At 52.2% G+C, this 24478-nt stretch carries 21 protein-coding genes; 12 read left to right on the top strand and 9 right to left on the bottom strand.

Going from position 1 to position 24478, the window contains the following annotated elements:
* Window positions 1-95 precede the first annotated feature (95 nt).
* Window positions 96-662, bottom strand: coding sequence for a hypothetical protein (locus LG201_RS13775; protein WP_226772776.1), 567 nt, complete (start codon window positions 660-662; stop codon window positions 96-98).
* 64 nt (window positions 663-726) lie between these two features.
* On the opposite strand from LG201_RS13775, the gene LG201_RS13770 reads away from it, so the two are divergent.
* The 3 genes from LG201_RS13770 to LG201_RS13760 all read left to right on the top strand — a co-directional run bounded on the left by LG201_RS13770 (window position 727) and on the right by LG201_RS13760 (window position 4496).
* The gene (locus LG201_RS13770; protein ID WP_226772775.1) at window positions 727-1122 is read left to right on the top strand and encodes a DUF2946 domain-containing protein; all 396 of its coding nucleotides are present in this window, start codon (window positions 727-729) and stop codon (window positions 1120-1122) included.
* An 88-nt stretch (window positions 1123-1210) separates the two neighbouring features.
* Window positions 1211-3274: a TonB-dependent receptor gene (locus LG201_RS13765; protein ID WP_226772774.1), complete on the top strand. Its 2064-nt coding sequence runs from the start codon at window positions 1211-1213 to the stop codon at window positions 3272-3274.
* 19 nt (window positions 3275-3293) lie between these two features.
* The gene (locus tag LG201_RS13760; protein WP_226772773.1) at window positions 3294-4496 is read left to right on the top strand and encodes a PepSY-associated TM helix domain-containing protein; all 1203 of its coding nucleotides are present in this window, start codon (window positions 3294-3296) and stop codon (window positions 4494-4496) included.
* Between the two features lie 143 nt (window positions 4497-4639).
* On the opposite strand, the gene LG201_RS13755 is transcribed toward LG201_RS13760, so the two are convergent.
* Entirely contained in the window at window positions 4640-4897 is a 258-nt protein-coding gene (locus tag LG201_RS13755) for a c-type cytochrome (RefSeq protein WP_226772902.1), read from the bottom strand.
* Window positions 4898-5110: 213 nt separating this feature from the next.
* On the opposite strand from LG201_RS13755, the gene LG201_RS13750 reads away from it, so the two are divergent.
* The 8 genes from LG201_RS13750 (at window position 5111) to LG201_RS13715 (ending at window position 15043) form a co-directional block, all read left to right on the top strand.
* Window positions 5111-6418, top strand: coding sequence for an ATP-binding protein (locus LG201_RS13750; RefSeq protein ID WP_226772772.1), 1308 nt, complete (start codon window positions 5111-5113; stop codon window positions 6416-6418).
* Entirely contained in the window at window positions 6415-6969 is a 555-nt protein-coding gene (locus LG201_RS13745) for a response regulator transcription factor (protein WP_226772771.1), read from the top strand. The genes LG201_RS13750 and LG201_RS13745 overlap by 4 nt, the downstream gene beginning before the upstream one ends.
* A gap of 305 nt (window positions 6970-7274) precedes the next feature.
* On the top strand, window positions 7275-9638 hold the full coding sequence (ppsA, locus tag LG201_RS13740; protein ID WP_226772770.1) for a phosphoenolpyruvate synthase: 2364 nt from the start codon (window positions 7275-7277) through the stop codon (window positions 9636-9638).
* Between the two features lie 25 nt (window positions 9639-9663).
* Window positions 9664-10476: a posphoenolpyruvate synthetase regulatory kinase/phosphorylase PpsR gene (gene ppsR, locus LG201_RS13735; RefSeq protein WP_226772769.1), complete on the top strand. Its 813-nt coding sequence runs from the start codon at window positions 9664-9666 to the stop codon at window positions 10474-10476.
* A gap of 242 nt (window positions 10477-10718) precedes the next feature.
* Window positions 10719-12191 (top strand): catalase, encoded by a 1473-nt coding sequence (locus LG201_RS13730; protein WP_226772768.1) that lies wholly within the window; start codon window positions 10719-10721, stop codon window positions 12189-12191.
* A gap of 159 nt (window positions 12192-12350) precedes the next feature.
* Complete coding sequence (locus tag LG201_RS13725) at window positions 12351-12722, top strand: DoxX family protein (protein WP_226772767.1); 372 nt, start codon at window positions 12351-12353, stop codon at window positions 12720-12722.
* A gap of 186 nt (window positions 12723-12908) precedes the next feature.
* Window positions 12909-13964: an NAD(P)-dependent alcohol dehydrogenase gene (locus tag LG201_RS13720; RefSeq protein WP_226772766.1), complete on the top strand. Its 1056-nt coding sequence runs from the start codon at window positions 12909-12911 to the stop codon at window positions 13962-13964.
* Window positions 13965-14107: 143 nt separating this feature from the next.
* A complete protein-coding gene (locus LG201_RS13715) occupies window positions 14108-15043 on the top strand; it encodes a DUF808 domain-containing protein (RefSeq protein ID WP_226772765.1) in 936 nt (311 codons plus the stop codon).
* A gap of 243 nt (window positions 15044-15286) precedes the next feature.
* On the opposite strand, the gene lspA is transcribed toward LG201_RS13715, so the two are convergent.
* From lspA to murJ, 4 genes are read right to left on the bottom strand one after another with little or no spacing between them, the layout of a single operon-like run.
* Complete coding sequence (lspA, locus tag LG201_RS13710) at window positions 15287-15742, bottom strand: signal peptidase II (protein ID WP_226772764.1); 456 nt, start codon at window positions 15740-15742, stop codon at window positions 15287-15289.
* Entirely contained in the window at window positions 15735-18539 is a 2805-nt protein-coding gene (gene ileS, locus LG201_RS13705) for an isoleucine--tRNA ligase (RefSeq protein WP_226772763.1), read from the bottom strand. Before ileS ends, lspA begins: the two co-directional genes overlap by 8 nt.
* A 21-nt stretch (window positions 18540-18560) precedes the next feature.
* Entirely contained in the window at window positions 18561-19490 is a 930-nt protein-coding gene (locus LG201_RS13700) for a bifunctional riboflavin kinase/FAD synthetase (RefSeq protein ID WP_226772762.1), read from the bottom strand.
* A 9-nt stretch (window positions 19491-19499) separates the two neighbouring features.
* A complete protein-coding gene (gene murJ, locus LG201_RS13695; protein ID WP_226772761.1) occupies window positions 19500-21041 on the bottom strand; it encodes a murein biosynthesis integral membrane protein MurJ in 1542 nt (513 codons plus the stop codon).
* Window positions 21042-21211: 170 nt separating this feature from the next.
* Here murJ and rpsT point away from each other — a divergent pair, with 170 nt between their 5' ends.
* Window positions 21212-21475 carry a 30S ribosomal protein S20 gene (gene rpsT / locus LG201_RS13690; protein ID WP_226772760.1) on the top strand — a complete coding sequence of 88 codons (264 nt, stop codon included), beginning with the start codon at window positions 21212-21214 and terminating at the stop codon, window positions 21473-21475.
* 181 nt (window positions 21476-21656) lie between these two features.
* Here the strand turns inward: rpsT and LG201_RS13685 are convergent, their stop codons facing one another.
* The 3 genes from LG201_RS13685 to proB are packed head-to-tail and all read right to left on the bottom strand — an operon-like array spanning window position 21657 to window position 24455.
* The gene (locus LG201_RS13685) at window positions 21657-22796 is read right to left on the bottom strand and encodes a 5-(carboxyamino)imidazole ribonucleotide synthase (RefSeq protein ID WP_226772759.1); all 1140 of its coding nucleotides are present in this window, start codon (window positions 22794-22796) and stop codon (window positions 21657-21659) included.
* A 36-nt stretch (window positions 22797-22832) separates the two neighbouring features.
* Window positions 22833-23327 carry a 5-(carboxyamino)imidazole ribonucleotide mutase gene (purE, locus tag LG201_RS13680; protein WP_226772758.1) on the bottom strand — a complete coding sequence of 165 codons (495 nt, stop codon included), beginning with the start codon at window positions 23325-23327 and terminating at the stop codon, window positions 22833-22835.
* Window positions 23328-23336: 9 nt separating this feature from the next.
* A complete protein-coding gene (gene proB / locus LG201_RS13675; RefSeq protein WP_226772901.1) occupies window positions 23337-24455 on the bottom strand; it encodes a glutamate 5-kinase in 1119 nt (372 codons plus the stop codon).
* Between the last annotated feature and the right edge of the window lie 23 nt (window positions 24456-24478).

The following is a 24478-nucleotide window of genomic DNA, read 5'->3' as shown; positions in this document are numbered from 1 at the left end:
GATGCGGGCACAGTCGCTTAATTCAAGCGCATTCCGTGAAGGGGAACATAAGGGGGGTGATCTGCTACCAAACCGGAAACCCAATACTGATCGGGTTAACGTTTACTCCAGAAACGACCATCGTCATCCGACACCATTTGATAAGGCGTGGAAATATTATTGGCCAGCTCCAGCCAGCTCAATGAAACCCGGCTATCGTTGGTCAACAGTTCGACTTGTGTCACATCTGCCGTGGTCATGCGCTTGGGCGGCGATGATACCCAGGCTTCTCCATCCATGCGCGCATAAAATAAGCCTTTGCGCATCCGCATCCAGGCCAGGTGCCAGCCCCAGTTACCCCCACGTGCAATTGCCAGCAAAGGAAAATGACAACCGGCGGTCTGGCTACCGCCATAGGTCACACGACGGATGCCCTGTAGGCGCCCTTCCAGAGAAGTCGCCATCACCAGATCGCGTGTGCCGTCAGTAAATGTGTATTGCCAGAGGAATACTGGCTGCCCGTTGATATCGCGTGTGGCAGCTACCCGGCAATTGCTGGGAATGCGATCTGCCATCTGGCGCAACTTGATTTCGTCCTGACTATCGCTGACAGCCTCTGTCCCGGCATACGCCGTCGACAAGCCAATAAGGACCCCGATAATTCCAATAATCTGGTGTTTCATGTTTTCTCTGACTATTGAGAGCATGATGCGTGATTGAAATAATATTTATTGCTATTATCCGTGCATGATTCTTTTTAGGCAAAAGCGTCGACTGATCGCCCTGCTGTCATGCATCGCTGTTTTCTTCAGCGCATTGGCACCAGCGGTTTCACATGCGCTGGCAACCCATGGCGACCACCAGGTATGGATGGTGGTCTGCTCAGCTTCGGGCAGCAAGTATATGCCTTTGCCAATCGAAACGGCAGCACCCGCAAAGAAATCACCTGAAAAATCCCTGGATATGGTGCACTGTCTCTACTGCAGCATGCATTCCCACACACCAGCCTTCATTGTCGGCCATGCACCCAAACTGCTTTCCGGCCCTTTATCCTACGCACTGCCTGCACTGTACTATCACGCCCCGAAGCCACTGTTTGCCTGGGCATCAGCCAACCCTAGAGCTCCACCCAGCAACGCCTGATTTCATCTGAATGCAATCGCTGTCATCAAGCAGCCGCATCGCACGTATTGAAAGCCAGTCTTTCATCAAAAGAAACTCAGGAGTCTTCATGAAGTATCGCTACAAGCTATTAACGTTATGTGTCATGGCCGCAGTTAATGTCATGCCCTCACTTAACAACCCTGCCTATGCAGACCATGTCACCACCAAGGACACGGATGGCGATTCCACCGTGACTGTAGGCGGCATCGTCATCACTGGTAACCGCTCATCGGCATTGCCCGCTCGCAGTATCCTGTCCTCAGTGGATGTGATCGGCAAGGAGGCGATTGAACACCAGGCGGTACAAAACAGCTGGCAGCTACTCTCACGCGCACCAGGGGTAATGCTGACCGAGTACCGCATGGGCACCACGACTGGCAAGTTTTCCTTCCGTGGCTTCAATGGCGAAGGAGAAGTCAATGCCGTCAAGCTACTGATTGATGGCATCCCCAGCAACAGCAACGACGGCAACATGCCTTATCTCGACATGGTCATGCCGCTGGATATCGAGGCCATAGAAGTGGTGCGCGGCACCAATGACCCGCGTTATGGCCTGCACAACATCGCAGGCAATGCCAATGTTGTCACCAAGATAGGCGGTAATTACGCCACAGCACGTGCCAGTTACGGCAGTTTCAACACGCGTGAATTGCAGACCGCGCTAGGGATAGAAAAAGACGGATTCAGCCAGAACTACTTCGCTGCGGTGCAGGAATATCACGGTTATCGCGACCATTCGGACTCACGCAAAGCCTCAATCGCAGGCAAATGGTTTTATGATTCGGCAGATGGCCGTTTCCGCACAGGCTTGATCGCACGCCACTATGAACAGGATGCGCAGGAAGCCGGCTACCTGACTTACGCCCAGTCCCGAGCCCATCCAAGACAATCGATGCCACATAACAATACCGATGGCGGAGAGCGGGAACTGAATCAACTCAGCCTGCATTTTGACTGGAATGTCAACGATACATTGTTCTGGTCAAACAAGGCCTACCTCAACACCATGAATGACCAGCGCTGGGTCAGGTTTTCCATCCGCAGTCCCTCCCAGCAAGAACGTCTGGGGGAAGAGAACCACACCGGGGTGATTTCCAGTTTGACCTGGAGACCTGAGGTAGAAAATCTGGGATTACACAGCCTGGCTATTGAAACCGGCTTTAGCGCCGAATGGCAAAACAACAACCGTAGCCGTTACAACACAATAGCGCGACAGCGCCAGAGCACTTCATTCGACCAGCATTTTGAATTCGACATTTACGGCGGCTATATACAAGCTGTGATCCGCCCCACATCAACGCTCAAGATTGTGCCTGCTTACCGCATAGACCGCGTGTATGGAAACTTCAAAGATCTGACCAGCGCAACCCAGGCCGATATACAAGACTACGGCGTCATTCGCCAACCCAAAATTGGCGCCGTTTACACGCCATCCGAGCATTACAGCCTTTATGGCAACTGGGGCCGTAGTTTCCAGGTTGGTGTTGCTGCAGCCACATATAAAGTCAATCCGCTTCTGTCGAATCTCAAGCCTTCGATCAATGACGGCTGGGAAGTGGGTATCAAATTCCAGCCAACCAACTGGATGGATGGTCGTATCGCAGTATGGGAACAGGAGGCCAGCAATGAGGTACGCCGCATTCTCGGCAGCATCACCAACAATGACTCGGAGAATATTGGGAAAACCCTGCGCAGAGGCATAGATTTCCAGGCCAACTTGCGTCCCACGTCCAAGCTTGATCTTTGGGCCAACCTATCAATCCAACGCTCCGAAATCGTGAAACCCGGCAATACCGAACTCAGCAACAAGGACAACGAAATTGACCATGTACCACGACAGCTTTATGGCTTAGGGGCAGACTATCGCGTATTACCAACGCTCAAACTCTCTGCCTGGGCCAATGGACAGGGTAATTACTATCTTGAACGTGCCAATACACAAGGCAAATTTGGTGGCTACTTCCTGATGAATCTGGGAGCAGTGTGGCAAGCACAGAAAAATATCAGCCTGGAAGTACAGGTGCGCAATCTAACTGATCGTTATTATGAATATGTCTACTGGGATGCGCAGACCCTGCATTCACCCGGTGAAGGACGTGGGATTTATGGTTCAGTACGTGTCGATTTGTAACCTCAACAAGACTGCCTGAATGAAGCCCTCCCCAGCGACAGAGACAGAACCCAAGCGCAAGCACCGTCGCCTATGGCTGACGGTGCATCTCTACCTTGGCCTGTCGTTGGGACTGGTATTTGTGCTCATGGGGCTGACTGGCAGCTTTCTGGTGTTTTATACCAAGATCGACAACCTGCTCAACCCGCCCACTCAAGCCATACAGAGTACCAGTCCACCTTCGCCTCAAGCCATCATAGACAAACTCAAGGCCAGCTACCCAGATAGAGAGGCTGGATGGCGGATTGAGCTTCCCATGCATCCAGGTGATCCCGTCATGGCACGCTATTTGAAGCCTCGCGAAACGCAGGGGTCGGATTTTGCCCCGCTGGTAGTCATCCTGGACCCGGCCACACTGGATATCAGCTCAAGTCGGTTATGGGGTACATTCGCCAGCACCTGGATTTATGACCTGCATTACACCTTGCTGCTGGATACCTCCGGCAAGACCGTACTGGCCATCCTCAGCATTTTCATCCTGATTTCACTGCTATCCGGCATCTATCTATGGTGGCCACAGGCGGGCAACTTTCGCTCCGCACTCACTTATCGGCCCCATGCCCACATGCTCCGCCGCATATACGATTGGCACAAGCTGGCTGGCCTCTATGGACTGATAGTGCTGCTGATGCTGACAGTGACCGGCATCATGCTGGAACGCCCTGACTGGTTTGAAGGCATGCTGGGCACCAAGGTTGGCATGCAACACATGGGCAGTATGCCCGCGCCAGCAGCCGGATCCCATCCTGCACCCAAGGCCAGCGTCAGTCTGGACCAGATGGCGCAAACAGCGCTGCAGCAATTCCCTGGCAGTGAGCTACGCTGGATTTACACGCCGGACAGTGATCAAGGCCAATATCAATTCAGGCTCTATCAGCCAGGTGAACCTGGGCACCGCTTTCCCAAGACCATCGTCTGGATCAATCACAGCGGGCAGGTAGTGAATATTCGCGATTATTTTGCGGATAATCCCGGCGACAAGATCATGAACTGGCTGCACCCGCTCCACAATGGAGAGGCATTGGGCTTGACTGGGCGCTGGATTATAGTAATTAGTGGGTTGCTGCCTCTGGTATTGTTCACCACTGGCTTTTTACGCTGGCGTCACAAACAACAGGCAGCCAACGCCATCAAGGACAGAAAACACCGCAAAGAGAGGTATCAATCAAGAAAAAAGGGCTGAGTACCAGCAAGGTCTCAGCCCTAAGCAGTCCGTAAACAAGACTGTGATGAGGTATCCGTAAAACTTTAGGATGTGATCATCTTAATCAATTCATTTTGCCGCAGGAATGCGACACGTTGTCGCAGCCTGAAATAGATGAATCCCTACAGCGATAAGACCCAGTGCACCAATGTCTTGATGTCTTCATCCTTGACATGGGCATGGGGTGGCATAGGCATGGCACCCCAATTGCCACTGCCACCCGCTTTCACTTTCTCCACCAGCCTGGCCTCTGCACCCTTGTCACCTTTGTACTTGGCAGCTACCTCTTTATAAGACGGGCCTATCATTTTCTTTTCCACACTGTGACAAGCCAGGCAGCCGTTTTTTTGCGCCAGTGCTTCTGCCTGGCTTGCCGCCATGGACAATGGCGTGGATAGCAAATAGATAATGCCAGCACAGAATGCCTTTGTTAACGCATGCATACTTTCTCCTTTTAATGGTTTTTTATGTGCCTATTGACCTCAGGCCACCATGATTTTAGGGAGCGTCACACCATTTAAAAATGTGGCATTTTGTCGCCGTGACATTTTGTCGCATGCGACGTCAGCATGGGCTTGCGTTAAAATGCCCAGATGTCATCACTAGCATCTATCACCAATCTGCGACGCCTGCTCTGGCTGCGTGTGGTCATGATGCTTGCACTGGCACTTGCCAGCGTCATCGCCGTGCAAAGCTTTCACATCACGCTGCCAGTCGCGCAAATCAGCATCGCCATCAGCCTCATGTGTTGCATCAATCTGCTGAGCTGGCTGCGCCTGTGGCGCAAGGCACGCATTATGGAAGGTGAGCTGCTGGCACAGTTACTGCTCGATATTGCCCTCCTCACCTGGCTGTTTTACGTCACCGGCGGGTACAGCAACCCTTTCGTCTGGATGTACCTGCTACCACTGGCCGTGGCTGCCGTCGCATTGTCCTGGCAGCAGACTTGGCTGATTGCCGCGCTGGTCATCAGTTGCTACAGCCTGCTGATGTTCTGGTACCAGCCGCTCATCATTACTTCCACCAAACACCTGCACGCCCATGGTGCCAGCGCGGCCTTGCACCTGCAGGATGAAGGTTTCAATCTGCACCTGCTGGGCATGTGGAGTGGCTTTGTTGTCAGCGCCATGGTCATCGCTTTTTTTGTAGAGCGCATGGGCCGTAACCTGCGTGAATACGACAGGCTGCTGGCACAGTCGCGCGAGAAAGTGCTCGCGAGCGAACGCATGCTGTCCCTTGGAACGTTGGCCACCGGCGCCGCCCATGAACTGGGTACACCACTATCGACCATGGCCGTCATCACTCAGGACCTGGCCAAGGAATATAGCGACAACCCTGAACTGGCTGATTCACTGAGGATTTTGCGCAAGCAAGTGGATCAATGCAAACAGATACTCTCCTCCATCACCGCTTCTGCTGGCATGATGCGTTCAGAGTCCAACACCCGTATTGCACTGGATGAATTTATTCAGCAAATAGTCCAACGCTGGCGTGATATGCGGCCTGCCATCCCGATTACGCTGGAACTACGCCTTCCTGGCTCAATCCCTGCCATCGCAGGGGATCTCGCACTGAGCCAGGCGATTACCAACCTCATCAATAATGCCGCAGATGCATCCCCACAAGGCATTAAGCTGATTGCCAGTATTCAGCATGAATCATTACTGCTGGACATTCATGACCAGGGCCAATTTCCAGATGCGGCCACCTTTGCCAGCATGGGCCAACCCTTTATCAGCTCCAAGCAGGAAAGCGGTGGCCTGGGCCTGGGTGTTTTTCTCGCCAGGTCTGTTCTGGAAAAATTCGAAGGAGAGATACATTTCACGCCTCTGGAATCCCACGGCACCTTGACCAGCATCCATATCCCCCTCGCAAACCTTAGCCTCAAGGTTGACCAGTGAACACAACGCTACTGAAGGAAGACTATCCAGACCTGCTAATCGTGGACGACGATGAGCTGTTCACCCAGGTCTTGGCAAAAGCCATGCAGAAACGTGGCTTCAACGTCACCATCGCGCATAACGTCAGTGATGCCATTGCCATGACAACAGAAGACGCGCCTGAATATGCCGTTATAGACCTGAAAATGCCTGGAGACTCGGGCCTGACGCTGGTGAAGCACCTGAACCAGATTGATGGCCAGACCCGCATTGTCGTGCTGACGGGTTATGCCAGCATTGCTACAGCCGTGGAAGCGGTCAAACTTGGTGCCACGCATTATCTGGCCAAGCCTGCGGACGCCGACCAGATACTGGCAGCATTCGAACGCACCGAAGGCGACACCGATACCCCGGTTCCCAACACCGCGCTCTCCGTCAACCGGATGGAATGGGAACATATACAACGTCTATTGCAGGAAAACGAAGGCAACATTTCCGCCACCGCACGTAGTTTGAATATGCACCGCCGTACCCTGCAAAGAAAACTCAACAAATATCCGGCCAAAAAATAGCCTGAACATGCGCTGGCCCAGGCTAAGTCAATTAGCCCATTTGGACTAGGCCAAACCCCGCGACAGTCCAGATTGTGCTCTAATTAAGCCTGACGAGAATTGAGTCCCTAGTTTTTTTGTTGGGTAGATACAGTTGAACGTGACAGCAGAGGTCAGATTAAGGCAAAATATTGGCTTTCTTATCTGCATCCCCTTAAAATCTTTAGCCTTTTAGTATTAATCCCCCGATAGCACACGCTTTCTAGAGTTGGTACTGGAAAAAAACTTACGTGCGCCAAGCGCTATGTAATTGATGGAGAGTAAACATGTTGGATTACGTAATCGCCTTTGACAAACTGCGCATCACCGATGTGCCTGCAGTTGGCGGCAAGAACGCCTCGTTGGGCGAAATGATCAGCCAGCTAACCGCCAAGGGCGTACGAGTGCCTGGTGGCTTTGCGACCACTGCCGATGCCTATCGCCAGTTTCTGGCGAAAGATGGCCTGGACAAGCGCATCAATGCTGAACTAGACAGCCTCAATGTGGATGATGTGGATGCACTGGCGGTCACAGGCCAGAAAATCCGTCAATGGATTATCGACACGACCTTCCCGCAAGAACTGCAAGATGCCATTGCCGCCAATTACAAAACACTGACTGCTGAGGCTGGCGAGGACGTGACTTTTGCCGTGCGTTCATCAGCCACAGCAGAAGACTTGCCCGATGCGTCTTTTGCCGGTCAGCAAGAAAGCTTCCTGAACATTCGCGGCCTGGATAACATCCTGCACGCCATCAAGGAAGTATTTGCTTCTCTCTACAATGACCGCGCTATCTCCTACCGCGTACACAAAGGCTTTGTCCACGCAGACGTCGCGCTTTCCGCAGGTGTGCAGCGCATGGTGCGCAGCAACCTGGGCAGCTCGGGCGTGATGTTTACCATGGATACCGAATCCGGTTTCCGTGATGTAGTTTTCATCACATCCTCCTATGGCCTCGGTGAAACCGTGGTGCAGGGCGCCGTCAATCCCGATGAGTTCTACGTACACAAACCACTGCTGGCAAAAGGCTTCCCGGCCATTGTTCGCCGCAGCCTGGGCTCCAAGCTGATCAAGATGATTTTCAGTGACAGCAATGTCGCAGGCAAGAGCACGCATACGGTTGAAAACAGCAAGGAAGACAGTTCACGCTACTCTCTGGGTGACGAAGAGATTCTCGAGCTGGCCCGCTTTGCCGTGATCATTGAGCAACACTACCAGTGTCCAATGGACGTGGAATGGGGCAGAGACGGTGTGGATGGCAAGCTGTATATCCTGCAGGCCCGCCCTGAAACCGTTAAGTCACAGAGCGGTAACGTCATTGAAAAATTCCAGATCAAGACCGCAGGCAATACAGCGGTTGTCACTGGTCGTGCCGTAACGCAAAAAGTGGGCTCTGGCCCGGTGCGCGTGGTCAGGCATGCATCAGAAATGAACACGGTTCAGCCTGGCGACATACTGGTGGCCGACATGACAGACCCCAACTGGGAACCTGTGATGAAACGTGCTTCTGCGCTGGTAACCAACCGCGGTGGTCGTACCTGTCATGCAGCGATTATCGCGCGTGAACTTGGCATTCCCGCTATCGTGGGTAGCGTCAATGCGACCGACCTGCTGAAAGATGGTCAGGTAGTAACGGTCTCATGTGCAGAAGGCGAAACTGGCTATGTCTATGACGGCGCCATTCCTTTCACAGTCACCCAGGAAGAAGAAAAGAAGCTGCCACCTGCGCCCGTCAAGATCATGATGAACGTGGGTAACCCGGATATGGCGTTCAGCTTCTCGCAGATTCCTAACGAAGGGGTAGGCCTGGCTCGTCTGGAGTTTGTCATCAACAACATGATTGGCATTCACCCCAAGGCTATCCTGAACATCGACAAGGTACCTGCCGAGCTGCAAGAAGAAATCAAGCGCCGTGCCAAGGGTTACGAAAGTCCACGTCAGTTTTATATCGACAAGCTGGCGGAAGGTGTCGCCACAATCGGTTGTGCATTCTGGCCCAAGCCCGTCATTGCCCGTATGTCAGACTTCAAGTCAAATGAGTATCGCAAACTGATTGGCGGCGAGATCTACGAACCTGAAGAAGAAAACCCGATGCTGGGCTTCCGCGGAGCTGCACGTTATATCTCCAAGGACTTCCAGGATTGCTTCGAGCTTGAGTGCATTGCGATGCGCAAGGTACGTGAAGAGCTAGGCCTCACCAATATTGAGTTGATGATTCCTTTTGTCCGCACATTGAGTGAAGCCAAGCAAGTAGTGGAAATCCTCGCCAAGCATGGTCTCAAGCGCGGTGAACACGGCCTGCGCCTGATCATGATGTGTGAAATTCCATCCAATGCCCTGCTGGCTGAGCAGTTCCTTGAGTACTTTGACGGCTTCTCCATTGGCTCCAACGATCTGACCCAGCTTTCACTCGGGATGGACCGTGACTCTGGCCTGGTTGCTGAAGGATTTGACGAGCGTGATCCTGCGGTCAAGATATTGCTGGAAATGGCCATCAGCACAGCACTTCGCCTGAACAAGTATGTCGGCATCTGTGGCCAGGGCCCTTCTGACCATCCTGATTTTGCAGAGTGGCTGGTAGAAAAAGGCATCACCTCGGTATCGCTGAATCCGGATACCGTGATCAGCACCTGGCAACGTCTTAGCAAGTAAAGCACTTAAGCTGACTGGAAAGTAAATGCAGAAACGCAGTGTATTTTTTATCTCTGACGGCACAGGTATCACTGCCGAATCCGTTGGTCACTTGTTGGCGCATTTCACTACGGTCAGCTTTCATCATATCAGGCTACCCTTCACCGACTCGGAGCAGAAGGTGGAGGAAGCCCTGGTAAGGATCGCTGAAGCAGAACACAGTGATGGTGTACGCCCCATCATTGTGATGACGCTGGTCAATACCGACCTGCGTGACAAGCTGAAACAAAGCAATGCCTTACACCTGGACGTATTTGGATCCTTTGTTGATCCACTGGCAGAAGAGTTACAGGAACAACCATCCCGCACCTCTGGCATTGCACATAGCGTGCTGGGTAACAGTTATTACGAACGTATTGATGCCATCAACTTCACGCTCAATCATGACGATGGCATGACAGACTTTGGTTTAAGTGAAGCCCAGGTCATTCTGGTGGGCGTTTCACGTTGCGGTAAAACGCCAACCAGCCTGTATTTGGCCATGCAATTCGGCATCAAGGCCGCTAATTACCCACTGATCCCGGAAGACCTTGAGCGTGGCAGCCTGCCAGAAGCCCTGAAAAAGCATCCAGAGAAGCTCTATGGACTCAGCATCAATGCCGAACGCCTGCACAGCGTCCGTAGTGAGCGCCGTCCTGACAGCCAGTATGCTTCCTTGGATAACTGTCGTCATGAGATCCGTCTGGCTGAGGACTTGATGCAGCGGGAGAAAATCAACTGGATCGATTCCACCAGCCGCTCCATTGAAGAGCTTTCCACCATCATCCTGCAAAAAATACGCGTGAATTCCCACCACTAAGCGTGGACTCATCGTTTCATCCAACAGAAAGGGGCTTATGCCCCTTTCTGTTTTTCAGTGCCTGAACAATAAAACGATTAATTTTAATTATCATTAAAATAATAACAAACAATTTTTATTATTAACCCAAATTAATTATGATAGCTCCATAGCCTAATCAAGCGACCTTAACCTGCAACAAGCAGCAGTTGATTCATCATCATCACTATTATAAAAATCCATACATCATCAAGGAGAAGGTCATGAGCAAACCGATATTAACCACTTCTGCCGGCGCACCAGTCGCCGATGACAATAACAGTATCAGTGTAGGTGCGCGCGGTCCGCTCACCTTTGACAATCACTATTTATTTGAGAAGCTGGCACATTTCAACCGTGAACGTATCCCTGAGCGTGTCGTCCATGCGCGCGGCACCGGGACTTATGGCACATTTACCCTGAGCCGCAGCCTGAGCGAGTATAGCGTGGCCAGCTTCTTGCAAAACATTGGTGATCAGACCGAGGTATTTGTTCGTTTCTCAACTGTTGGTGGTGGCCAGGATTCCAGCGATTTTGCTCGTGATCCGCGTGGTTTTGCCGTCAAGTTCTATACCAAACAGGGTAATTTCGACTTGGTGGGCAATAACACCCCGGTATTTTTCCTCAATGACCCGATCAAATTCCCTGACTTTATCCACTCGCAAAAGAAAGACCCACGCACCAATTTACCCAACCCAGCCAACGCGTTTGAGTTCTGGGCAAACCACCCGCAGTCACTGCACCAGATGACCATATTGATGTCCGACCGTGGCATTCCAGCGTCTTACCGCCATATGCACGGCTTCAGTTCACACACGCTCAGTTTCTGGAATGAGCAAGGCAAGCGCGTCTGGGTCAAGTGGCATTTCAAGAGCAATCAGGGAATCAAGACGTTTACCGGGGATGAAGCCGCCTCCCTGCCAGCGCATGGCGCGCAACAGGACCTGGTGGCCGCGATCCAGCGTCGCGAGTTTCCTTCATGGAGCGTCAAGGTACAGATCATGACGGAAGAAGAAGCACGCCAATATCATATCAACCCGTTCGACCTGACCAAAGTATGGCCGCATAAAGACTACCCCTTGATAGAAATCGGCCAGCTGGAGTTAAACCGCAACGTAGACAACTATTTTGCTGAAACCGAGCAGTCAGCCTTTGCTCCCAGCAACCTGGTACCTGGCATAGGGGCCTCACCAGACAAGATGCTGCAAGCTCGCCTGTTGGCCTATCAGGATGCACACCGCTATCGTCTAGGCGTCAATGCCAATCAGTTGCCAGTGAATGCCTCACGCTGCCCGGTACATCATTATCAGCGGGATGGCGCGATGGCAACCGGCTGCCCGATTACCGGTCATGGTGCTGCCAGCGCAGATCTGACGAGTGTGCCTAACTTCTACCCGAATGACAGAGACACCACCCCCAGCCCAGCGCCACAATATGCATCACCGCCTATGCCGGTGCTGGAAAATGCCTGGATAGGCCACCATGACCAGTCCGATGAAGATTATTACAGCCAGCCTGGCGATCTGTTCCGCTTGATGAATGCTGACCAGCAACAACAGCTGTTCAACAATATTGCCAACGGGCTCTCACAAGCCAATACCTCGATCCAGGAACGCATGCTGGCTCAGTTGGCAAAAGCCGATCCTGCGTATGCAGAAGGTGTACGTCATGCCATCGCCAACATTGGTCATGCATAAGCTTTTTCACTGATCATTCAGATTCAGGGGCGCAAGCCCCTTTTTCATTTCCATCAACAACATAGCACTCCATACCAAATTGCTTTATGGTGGAGTCTGGGTATATAGGCCACTAGCTAGCCATGACCCAACCATACCAATATAAAAAAGGAGATGATAATGAATCAGTATGCACACCTCGTTGGTCGTATTCTCATTGCAGTAATCTTCGTATTTGCTGGCGCCGGAAAGATTGCTGACCCTGCTGGCACCATAGGCTATATGGAATCCGTCGGACTACCAGGTCTCCTGCTCTGGCCCACCATAGCACTTGAATTATTAGGCGGGATCGCCATTATCGTCGGCTTCCAGACTCGCTTGGTGGCATGGCTACTGGCTATTTTCTGTATTGTGGCAGCCGTCCTCTTCCATCGAGATTTCACCGATCCTATGCAGACTGTCCTGTTCCTCAAAGACATCGCTATCGCTGGCGGTTTCTTCATGCTCGCCAGCACCGGCGCGCTAGGATTGTCCGTAGACAGCAAGCGTTAACCTTTCCCCGGCCAGGCGGTGGCATCGCCTGGCACTCCCACCATCCTGCCTACCATCATGATGCAATCACATTTTATGGAATTCTGAAATTGATATATTTCCATTTATTGGATCAATTTCAACCTGCATAATGAGGGATATTCCCTGCATTCAGGGGCTAGTTTTCTTACATTAAGGAGTCCACCAATGACCAAAGCCATCAGCTATGCGGCTCATGACCCGAAATCTCCACTGTCGCCATTTGCTTTCGAACGCCGGGCAGTGGGTGAGAATGATGTCCAGATTGAGATCCTCTACTGTGGCGTCTGCCACTCCGATCTGCATCAAGCCAGAGATGAATGGGGAAATTCCACATTCCCCATGGTGCCAGGGCACGAGATTGTAGGACGCGTCACGCAAGTGGGTAGCGCTGTCACCAAGTTCAAAGCAGGCGATCTGGCTGGTGTTGGTTGCCTAGTAGACTCCTGCGGCACTTGTCCAGACTGCGCTGAAGGACTGGAGCAATATTGCAACAACTCAGTGTTTACCTATAACAGCCCAGACAAACACAATAATAAATCCACCTATGGCGGCTATTCCAACCTGATTGTGGTTGACCAGCACTTCACACTCAAAGTCTCGGAAAAGCTGGATCTGGCTGCTGTCGCCCCTTTGCTTTGCGCAGGCATCACTACCTACTCGCCACTGAAGCATTGGAAAGTGGGCAAAGGTCATAAGGTAGGCATCGTCGGCCTGGGTGGCCTGGGCCACATGGGTTTGAAGTTTGCTCATGCATTTGGTGCCTATACTGTGCTATTCACCACATCTCCCGGCAAAGCCGAAGATGCGAAACGGCTGGGCGCGGATGAAGTTGTCATCTCCAAGAACCCAGAAGAAATGCAGCAACACCTGCAGAGCTTTGATTTCATCCTCAATACGGTAGCGGCTCCCCATGACCTTGACCAGTTCATGAGCCTGTTGAAACGCGATGGATCCATGTGCCTGGTCGGTGTGCCAGATAGCCCGCATCCGTCTCCTAGCGTAGGCAATCTGATTTTCAAGCGCCGTACCCTTGCTGGCTCCTTGATTGGTGGCATTGAGGAAACCCAGGAAATGCTGGATTTCTGTGCCGAACACAACATTACTTCTGATATTGAGTTAATCCCTATCCAGCAAATCAATACGGCTTTTGAACGCATGCTCAAGAGCGATGTAAAGTACCGTTTTGTCATTGATATCGACAGCCTGAAACAAGCAGCCTGATACTCAACGTGCAATAAAAAAGCACACCTTGGCAGGTGTGCTTTTTTATCAAAAAATTTCTGATACTTGCAACAAATACAGGCCAGACAAGCACTCTCAACTTCATGCTATGCTGAACGCCTTTCTTCAATGAATTCCCTGCCATGGCCGCCAGTAACCTGCTCACCCTGATTGATGACATTGCCAGTCTGCTAGATGACGTTTCCGTCATGACCAAAATGGCCGCCAAGAAAACCGCAGGGGTACTCGGTGATGATCTGGCCCTTAATGCGCAGCAAGTCAGCGGCATCCGGGCTGATCGCGAACTGCCAGTGGTATGGGCAGTCGCCAAGGGATCATTACTCAACAAAGCCATCCTGGTGCCAACAGCATTGCTGATCAGCAGCTTGCTGCCATCCGCCATATTGCCCCTGCTTATGCTAGGCGGCGTTTTCCTCTGTTTTGAAGGTTTTGAAAAACTGGCTCACCGCTGGCTGCCTCATAGCGACAAACAGGCAGAAAACCAGTCGCTCAAGCAGGCATTGGAGGATCCCAGCATTGATATCGTCGCCTATGAAAAAGACAAGATCAAAGGCGCGATCCGTACCGACTTCATACTCTCTGCAGAAATCATTGTCATCACACTGGGTACCGTCACCGTCGCCACACTCACTGAGCAGGTCTTGGTGCTCTCCAGCATGGCACTGCTCATGACCGTAGGCGTGTATGGCCTGGTCGCTGGCATCGTCAAGCTAGATGATGCGGGCATTTACCTAAGCCAGAGAGCCAGCAGCATCGCACGCACGATGGGCCATGGCCTGCTCCAGACAGCACCGTTATTGATGAAGGGATTATCGATTGCCGGTACAGCCGCGATGTTTCTGGTCGGCGGCGGCATCCTCAGTCATGGCATTCCACCACTGCACCATGCAAACGAGGCCTTGACGCATGTGTTGGGTGCCACTGACACAAGCAGCAGCCTGTTGGTGTCTTTATTATTTGATGCCCTGATTGGGGTGGTGGCTGGCGGACTGGTGTTGCTGGCAGTGACCTTGGGCAAGAAACTTTTAACACTGTCACAATCGACAGGATCTCGCTAAAGCCACAGCTAATTAATTCCGAGCTACAGCATTGGCATGGTAACTGATTAGTTGATACCGCGACCAAGTGCCCGGTTGGCGCTGTCTATTCAGTTCCTGCTAATGTGGAAGCAATCAACATGGTCATTATTTCAGGATCAATGACCATCTGGCGTCAATCAACAACTATGTAGATTGCATCGTATCAGCCTATGTCAAGGATGAGCCCATGCGCATCACAAACTGCGACACAATGGGTAACGTTTATGTCTTTTTACGGAAACTATCCAGAATCAGCAGCGTCACGCCTACGCAAATCGCTGAATCCGCCACATTGAACGCGGGCCAGTAATATTCTTCATAGTAGAAGAACAGGAAATCCACCACATACCCCAAAGTGACACGATCATATAAATTTCCCAACGCACCACCCAGCACTAACGACAGGCCCAGGCAGAACCAGGTTTGTTTAGGATGCTTGCGTAGAAGATTGATGATGATGGCAGAAGCTATCAGGGCAATAGCACTGAAGAATATGCGTTGCCATCCCCCTGCCGCAGCCAGGAAGCTGAAGGCAGCGCCTTCATTATGGTAACGCACGAGATCAAAAAATGACGTCAAGTGCACATGGTCGCCATACGCCAAGGCATTCTGCACCAAATGTTTGCTATAAAGATCGAGCGCTACAACAACAGCGCTGAGCGCTAACCATTTACGCATAGTGCCTGGACTCGCCTTGACCAAACAGATTGCTGACGCAACGGCTGCAAATGGAAGGATGCGCCGCATCCACACCTACATCCGCGCGATAATGCCAGCAGCGCTCGCATTTTTGGTACTTGCTGGGGTTCACTACCACTTCCAGATCTCCTGCACGCTCATGCAGGGTGGCGCGTGAAGTCATGAGCACAAAGTGCAAGTCCTCGCCCAAGTGTTTGAGCGCACTATAGGTATCACCGCTCGCATAAATATCGAGCTCAGACTGCAGGGAAGCGCCCAGCTTGCTTTCTGCACGTAACGCTTCTATTGCCTTGTTAGCCACATTGCGTACTTCAATCACCCTCTGCCAGAATTTCAGGCGCTGCTCATCCAGGCCGTGAGCTGGCAACTTGTACCAGGTTTCCTCAAATACGGTAGCCTCTGGATTCAAGCCCAGGGTCTGCCATACCTCGTCTGCGGTGAAACTGAGGATAGGTGTCATCAGGCGCATTAAGGCATGCGTGATGTGGTAAAGCGCACTCTGCGCAGAACGGCGCGCGTGAGAATCAGAACCAGAGGTATAGAGTCTGTCCTTGAGAATATCCAGATAGAAGCCACCTAGCTCTTCCGAGCAGAATCCCACCAGCTTTTGCACTGCCAGATGCAATTCGTAGCGATCATAATCGGCAATGACCTGTTGCTGCCGTTGCGCGGTCAGCGCTACACCGAAACGATCAAGCTCCAGCCATTGTTCCACCGGCAGCAGATCCTTGGTCGCATCAAAGTCTGCCAGGTTAGCCAGCAGGAATCTCAAGGTGTTGCGGATGCGACGATAGCTATCGGTCACGCGCTTGAGGATTTCCTCAGACAGGGACATTTCACCGGAATAATCCGTGGAGGCAATCCACAGACGCAACATATCCGCCCCCAGACGGTTACAGATGTCCTGCGGTTCTATACCGTTGCCACGAGACTTGGACATCTTGTAGCCCTTTTCATCCACGGTAAATCCGTGCGTGAGCAAGGCATGGTAAGGTGCCCGACCATCAATTGCACAACCTGTCAGCAGTGAAGACTGGAACCAGCCACGATGCTGGTCCGAACCCTCCAGGTATAGGTCTGCCGGGCTCTGCAATTCGGCCCTGCGTTTCAGTACTGCCGCATGAGTCGCCCCGGAATCAAACCACACATCCAGCGTATCCGTGACCTTTGTGTATTGCTCGGCATTATCCGCGGCATGTTGTGCCAGGAAAGCGGCACCATCCAGTGAGAACCAGGCTTCTATGCCCTGCCTCTCCACTTCCAGCGCGACGATCTCCAGTAACCTCAATGTCTCAGGATGAGGCTCACCCGTTTCCTTGTGCACAAAGAACGGCATGGGTACACCCCAATTGCGCTGGCGTGACACACACCAGTCAGGGCGGTTCTTGACCATGGCTTCCAGGCGCGCCCGGCCCCATGCGGGGAAGAACTCGGTATCATCGACCGCCTGATTGGCCAGCTCACGCAAGGTCTTGCCGCCCTTGCCCTCCTGCTTCATACCAATAAACCACTGATGGGTGGCCAGCTGCATAAGCGGCGTCTTGTGCCGCCAGCAATGCGGAAAACTATGATTGAGGCGGGCGCTGGCAAACAATACGCCGCGCTCCTGCAACACAGCGAGAATGATCTTGTTCGCGTCCTGACGTGGCAGCCCGCGTATAGTGGCTAATTCAACCAGCTCACTGTTGAAGAATTTGCCATCTCCCCCGATCAGCACGCGTGGCTTTTCATCAGGATAGTTGGCCCGCATCACCAACCAGTCATCATTACCATGCGCAGCAGCAGTATGCACCAGGCCAGTACCTGCATCCGTCGTCACATGCTCGCCAGTAATCACAGGCACCTGGCGCTGATCAAATGGGTGCTGCAACAGCAATCCTTTGAGCGCATCGCCTTTGGTAGTTGCCAGGATATGGCTCTCCGTCTCGGCATACCGCGCCAGAGTAGCCTCAGCTAACTCATGTGCAAGCACCAGCAGACCTCGCGATGTCTGGATCAGGTCATAATCAAGCTCGGCGTTGACACTCACAGCCTGATTGGCTGGCAGTGTCCATGGCGTAGTAGTCCAGATGACGGCATAAACATCACCCGTCACCGACGTATTGAAAGCCTTGCTCAGTGCCGCATCGTCAGCAAACTTGAAACCGACATCGATGGCTGGGGAATTAACGTCCTCATACTCCACCTCAGCCTCAGCCAGGGCCGATCCACAATCCACGCACCAATGTACGGGCTTGGAGCCCTGATAAAGATATCCGTTTTGGTAAATATCACCTAAAGCCCGCATGATATCGGCCTCGGTGCGGAAATCCATGGTGAGGTAAGGATTATCCCAGTCACCCAGCACACCCAGGCGAATGAAGTCCTGCTTCTGCCGCTCTACCTGGGTTTGCGCATACTCGCGACATAGCTCACGAAAGCGGGCTGGAGGAATATCCTTGCCATGCTGTTTTTCCACCACCAGTTCAATTGGCAAGCCGTGGCAATCCCAACCAGGCACATACGGTGCATCAAACCCAGACAAGGTCTTGGATTTAACGATAATGTCCTTGAGTATTTTATTGACGGCATGCCCCAGATGAATCGCGCCGTTGGCATAGGGTGGGCCATCATGCAGGATGAACTTCTTGGCACCCTTGCGCGCGTTGCGGATACGCTGATATACCTGTTTCTCCTGCCAGGCCTTGAGCCAGCCTGGTTCACGCTTGGCAAGATCACCACGCATGGGAAAGGTGGTTTCCGGCAAGTTAAGCTTGTATTTGGTGTTTTCGCTCATTAGTCTATTTTCAAAAATACTTTAAAGAATACTGTGGGCCTTGAAATAATCACGTGCCTGGTCTGCATCCTGTGCTATCCAGTATTTCAGCGTTTCCAGACTGTCGAATTTCATTTCATCCCGAATCTTGTGCATGAACTTCACGCGCACATGCTGGCCATAGATATCGCCAGAGAAATCGAACAGATGCACTTCCAGCGTCGGCTTGCCGTTACTCTTGACGGTAGGCCTGACACCCAGGCTGGCAACACCGGGCAAGTCATTGCCATAGCCTGCCAAACCCTCTAATTTTACCGCATAGATGCCAAAAAGCGGTGGCCTGTCGTGCAACATATGGATATTTGCCGTCGGGTAACCAAGCTCGCGTGCCAGCTTGTCGCCATGGACCACTTTGCCACTGATGCTGTAAGGCCGTCCCAGCAGCTCTGCCGCAATATCAAGCTGTCCATTCGCCAAGGCCTCCCGAATCGCCGTGCTGGAAACCCGATTTCCATGCAGGTCTATCTGTGGCTGGCTTTGCAGGTTGAATCCACCGCGAACAAAATCTTCCATACCGCCCTTACGCCCTGCCCCAAAGCGGAAATCCTCTCCGACTAGAACAGCACGTGCATCCATGGCATTACGCAATATGTCCTGCATGAAGTCTTCTACACTGATCGCAGCAAACCTGCGATTGAAATGACAGACATAGACATACTCAACACCGGCTTCAGCAAACAACTCCAGCTTTTCACGTAATGACGTGAGGCGGGTGGGCGCGCGATCTGGAGTGAAAAATTCACGTGGGTGCGGCTCAAACGTCATGACGGCAGACTTGAGATGCTGCGTTTTTGCCACCTCAATCAGGCGTTTTAACAAGGCCTGATGCCCTAGGTGCAAGCCATCAAAATTCCCGATAGCCACGGCCAGGGGATGATTGGCTGCCTGATGAAAATGCCGGAATATTTGCATGTGTTAGCCTTAAGTTGCGCTACGCTTCATGAAATCACGCATACGAAGGCCCAGCAGCCACAAGCTGCCGAAATACACGACAGCCCCCAACACAACCAGTCCGGCCAAATGCGATAACTTGGCAAGCAAATGATAATGCATCCATAGACTGCTATCCCCCGCTGCCCACCATAACGCAATAGCCATCACCGCTACCGCAAACAACAAGCGTAATAAAAATAGACCCCAGCCTGTTTGAGGCTGATAAGTACCCGCCTTGCGCAAGTGATAATACAACAGGCTGGCATTAATACATGCTCCCAGGCCAATTGCCAATGCCAGCCCGGCATGCTTGAAAGGGCCAATAAAGACCAGATTCATCAATTGGGTGGCGACCAGGGTAAACATGGCAATCTTGACCGGCGTCTTGATGTTCTGCCGCGCATAAAAAGCAGGGGCCAGCACCTTTACCAGAATCAGCCCCAGCAAACCCAGGCTATAAGCCATAAGGGCTTGCCGCGTCATCCAGACATCATGTTCGGAGAACGCACCATAATGAAACAGTGCCGTCACCAAAGGGACTGACAACACAGCCAGCGCCACCGCTGCAGGCAATGCAAGAATCAGTGTCAGGCGCAGCCCCCAGTCCATCAGTGAGGAATATTCAGCCTCAGCCTTATCGGCAACACTCTTGGAAAGACTGGGCAGCAAGATAGTGCCCAGTGCCACCCCCAAGAGGCCGGTAGGAAACTCCATGAGTCTGTCTGCATAGTAAAGCCAGGAAACACTACCGCTTTCGAGAAATGAAGCAAAAATCGTGTTGATCAGCAGTGATAATTGCGCAATCGATACGCCAAACACCGCGGGGCCCATCAATCGCAAAATGCGCCAGACACCATCATCATTCAAGTTAAGCTTGAAGCGCGGCAACATGCCGATTTTGCGCAGAAATGGCAGTTGAAATGCGAGTTGCAACAGTCCGCCCGCAAACACAGCCCAAGCCAAAACCATGATTGGGGGATCAAAATACGGGGCAAAAAATAGCGCAGCGACAATAAAGGCAATATTGAGCCACACCGGGGTAAACGCAGGGACAGAAAACTTGCTATAGGTATTGAGCACCCCACCCGCCAATGACACCAGAGAAATGAGCAGGATATAAGGAAAAATAATACGCAGCATGTCTACCGTGAGGGTAAACGTTTCTGGCTCACTTTGTGCCCACCCGGGTGCACTGACATAAGCAATCCAGGGGGCGGCGATCATGCCCACAGCCGTCACGACCACCAGCACCAAACCCAGCACAGTGGCTACATTACTGATTAGGTTACGCGTGGCTTCATGCCCCTGGCGATTTTTATACTCGGCCAGCACAGGTACAAACGCCTGGGAAAATGCCCCCTCAGCAAACAAGCGACGTAATAAATTGGGAATCTTGAACGCAACAAAGAAGGCATCTGTATAGACACCTGCGCCAAATACGCGTGCAATCAGCGTATCCCTGACAAAACCCAGCACTCGGGAAATAAAGGTCATGCTCCCGACAGCAGCCAACGCTTTCAACAGATTCATTGCATACGCATCATGAGATAATGGGAATGAGCACAAGCCAATAAAAAAGAGGATTTTAGCATGCCTGAGCAATCATCTCATGCCTCAAATCAACAAGCTCCTTGCATTTGATTTTAAAATTAGTTACTATGCTTGGCTTCGTATTTTGTTAACTAATTTAGGGAATATCCATGGCTAATAGCGCACAAGCGAGAAAGCGTGCACGTCAGGCAGTCAAGCAACGCGCCCACAATGCAAGTTTGCGCTCGGCTTTGCGTACCGCGGTCAAAAAGATCATTAAAGCGGTTGAAGCCGGTGATAAGACTGCAGCGCAAAGTATATACAACGAGAACGTTAGCGTGATCGATCGTATTGCAGACAAGAAAATCATCCACAAGAACAAGGCAGCTCGCCATAAGAGCCGCCTGAGCGCTTCAATTAAGGCACTTGCTTAATCGATAGTCCTCTTGTGTAGACACAAAAAAGCCGGGCTTAATGTCCGGCTTTTTTGTTGGCTAAAATTGCTTACACCGAAAAATTGCTTACGCTCTGACAACACATGCAAGCCTAACCAACACGCGCAGGCAATTCCCACTCAGGTCACATACCAACACCCGAGCGGATAACGCCCTCTTTTTACTTACCCACACCCAAGGCATCACGGGCACGCATGGCGACATCCAGCACTGCATCCGCCGAGTCGCCAATCACAGTAAAGTGCCCCATCTTGCGACCAGCACGCGCCTCATGCTTGCCGTACAAGTGCATCTTGAGCTGTGGCTGGGAAAATGCTTCACTCCATGCCGGTTCACCATCCTGCCAGATATCACCCAGGATATTGACCATGACAGCCGGGCTATGCAGGCGAGCATCGCCTAGGGGCAGGCCAGCCAATACACGCACCTGTTGTTCAAACTGATTAGTGACACAAGCATCTATCGTGTAATGACCGGAATTATGAGGACGTGGTGCCATTTCATTGACCAGGAGCTTGCCTTCACTGACAAAGAACTCCACACCCAACACACCGACATAATCAAGTTTTGTCGCGATTTCAATCGCCAGTTGTTGAGCTTGCTGGCGGATAGCCTCATCGCCACGCGCTGGCACGATGCTGACATCCAGTATGCCATTAAGATGACTATTTTCCGCAACTGGAAAAGCCGCTACATGCCCATTGACATCACGCGCAAGTACCAGTGAAACCTCATAGTCCAGCTTGAGCATACGCTCCAGCACGCAGGTTTCACTGCGGAACTGCTCAAATGCGGCACGTGCTTCATCCTGGTTAGCCACTCGGGCCTGACCCTTGCCGTCATAACCAAAACGCGCCACTTTGAGAATCGCCGGGTACAAACCGCTATCCAAGGCAGGAATGTCCGCCGCCTGCTGAATCACAGCATAAGGCGCTACAGGCAACCCTGCATCCCGGAGGAAATGCTTTTCCGCCACGCGATTTTGCGCAATCGCCACGGCAGCAGCCGCAGGACGTACAGTACAATGCTGCGCAAGAAACTCCAGCGTACTGGCAGGCACATTCTCAAACTCTGTCGTAACAGCCACACAATGCTCAGCCATACGAGCCAATGCTGCCTCATCACCATACGCGGCACAGATATGCAGATCAGCAATCTTGCCAGCAGGACTATTCTTGTCCGGGTCAAGGACTGCGACCCGGTAGCCCATTTCATGAGCTGCCACTACAAAAAACCGGCCTAATTGTCCGCCGCCCAACATCCCCAGCATGGCTGGAGGCAGAATGGTGTTAGCACTCACAAAAAATTCCTCACACTAGATTTCAACACAATCAAATCAGGGCTGATCCGGCAATTCCATCACCAGCACGCGCGCAGTTTGCGCCTCACGGAACTCAACCAGCTTTTGCGCCAGCACCGCATCGGTCGTTGCCAGAATAGACGCCGCGAACAAGCCTGCATTGGCCGCTCCAGCCTCACCAATGGCAAAGGTTGCCACCGGGATGCCCTTGGGCATTTGCACAATAGACAGCAAGGAGTCCTGGCCCTGCAAATGCCTGGAAGGCACCGGCACACCCAATACAGGCAATATCGTCTTGGCTGCCACCATGCCAGGCAAGTGGGCAGCGCCTCCAGCACCAGCGATAATCGCACGAAAACCTCGCTGTGCGGCTTGCTCGGCAAATTCAAACATCAGGTCCGGCGTGCGATGTGCAGATACCACCCGCGCCTCATATGCAACTCCCAGATCAGACAGCATTTGTGCTGCTGCCCGCATCACAGGCCAATCACTATCCGACCCCATGATGATGGCTACCAACGCTTGAGACATTTTTTCCCCTTACACCAGAATCAGGTTATCGCGATGAATCAGCTCCAGCTCATCGACATAACCCAGTATGCGTTCAATTTCATTACTCGGCTTGCGCAGGATACGTGCTGTTTCCACCGCACTGTAATTGACCAAACCGCGTGCGATTTCATGCCCAGACGGATTGACACAGGCGACCACTTCGCCACGCTCAAAAGCCCCCTCGACCGCAGTCACACCAATAGGCAACAAGCTTTTACCACCTTGCTGCAATGCCTTGGCAGCGCCCTCATCCAGCACAACCTTACCAGCAAGGCGCAGATGATCCGCCAGCCATTGTTTGCGCGCCAACGTCTTGATCTGTCCAGCTTGCAAATGCGTCCCGACGACTTCACCCGAGGCCAGACGAACCAGCACATCCTGTTCGCGCCCTGAGGCAATAATCGTATGCGCACCACTGCGTGCGGCACGCTTGGCTGCCAATATCTTAGTCAGCATACCGCCACTGCCAATTAATGTACCCGCACCACCCGCCATTTGTTCCAGGGCAGGATTACCTGCTGTTTCATATTGAATAAATTTTGCATCTGCATGCTTGCGCGGATCGGCAGAATAAAGACCTGACTGGTCGGTCAATATCACCAGAGCATCAGCCTCAATCAGGTTGGCAACCAAGGATCCAAGCGTATCATTGTCACCAAACCGGATTTCATCTGTCACCACGGTATCATTTTCATTAATCACCGGGATCACGCCTAAGTCCAGCAAGCTACGTAGCGTCTTGCGCGCGTTGAGATATCGTTTACGGTCAGCAAGATCAGCATGGGTGAGCAATATCTGAGCCGTATGCAAACCATGCTTGCTGAAGCAGGTTTCATACATCTGCACCAGCCCCATTTGTCCAACAGCGGCAGCAGCCTGCAATTCATGAATCGCCACTGGCCGTTTTTTCCAGCCCAAGCGCTGCATGCCTTCGGCTACTGCTCCGCTGGACACCAGCACCACCTGCTTGCCATTCTTGACCAGTTGCGCAATCTGTTCGGCCCATGCAGCAATCGCCTGACGGTCCAAGCCCGCACCATTATTGGTTACCAGGCTGGAGCCGACTTTCACCACCAGGCATTTAGCGTTTAATAGCAAAGACGTCATGCTCACACTCGACTCATGTTTTG

It is taken from the genome of Methylobacillus gramineus, from assembly GCF_020532675.1.
Lineage (GTDB): Bacteria > Pseudomonadota > Gammaproteobacteria > Burkholderiales > Methylophilaceae > Methylobacillus > Methylobacillus gramineus.
This window is presented reverse-complemented; position numbering and strand designations above follow the sequence as displayed.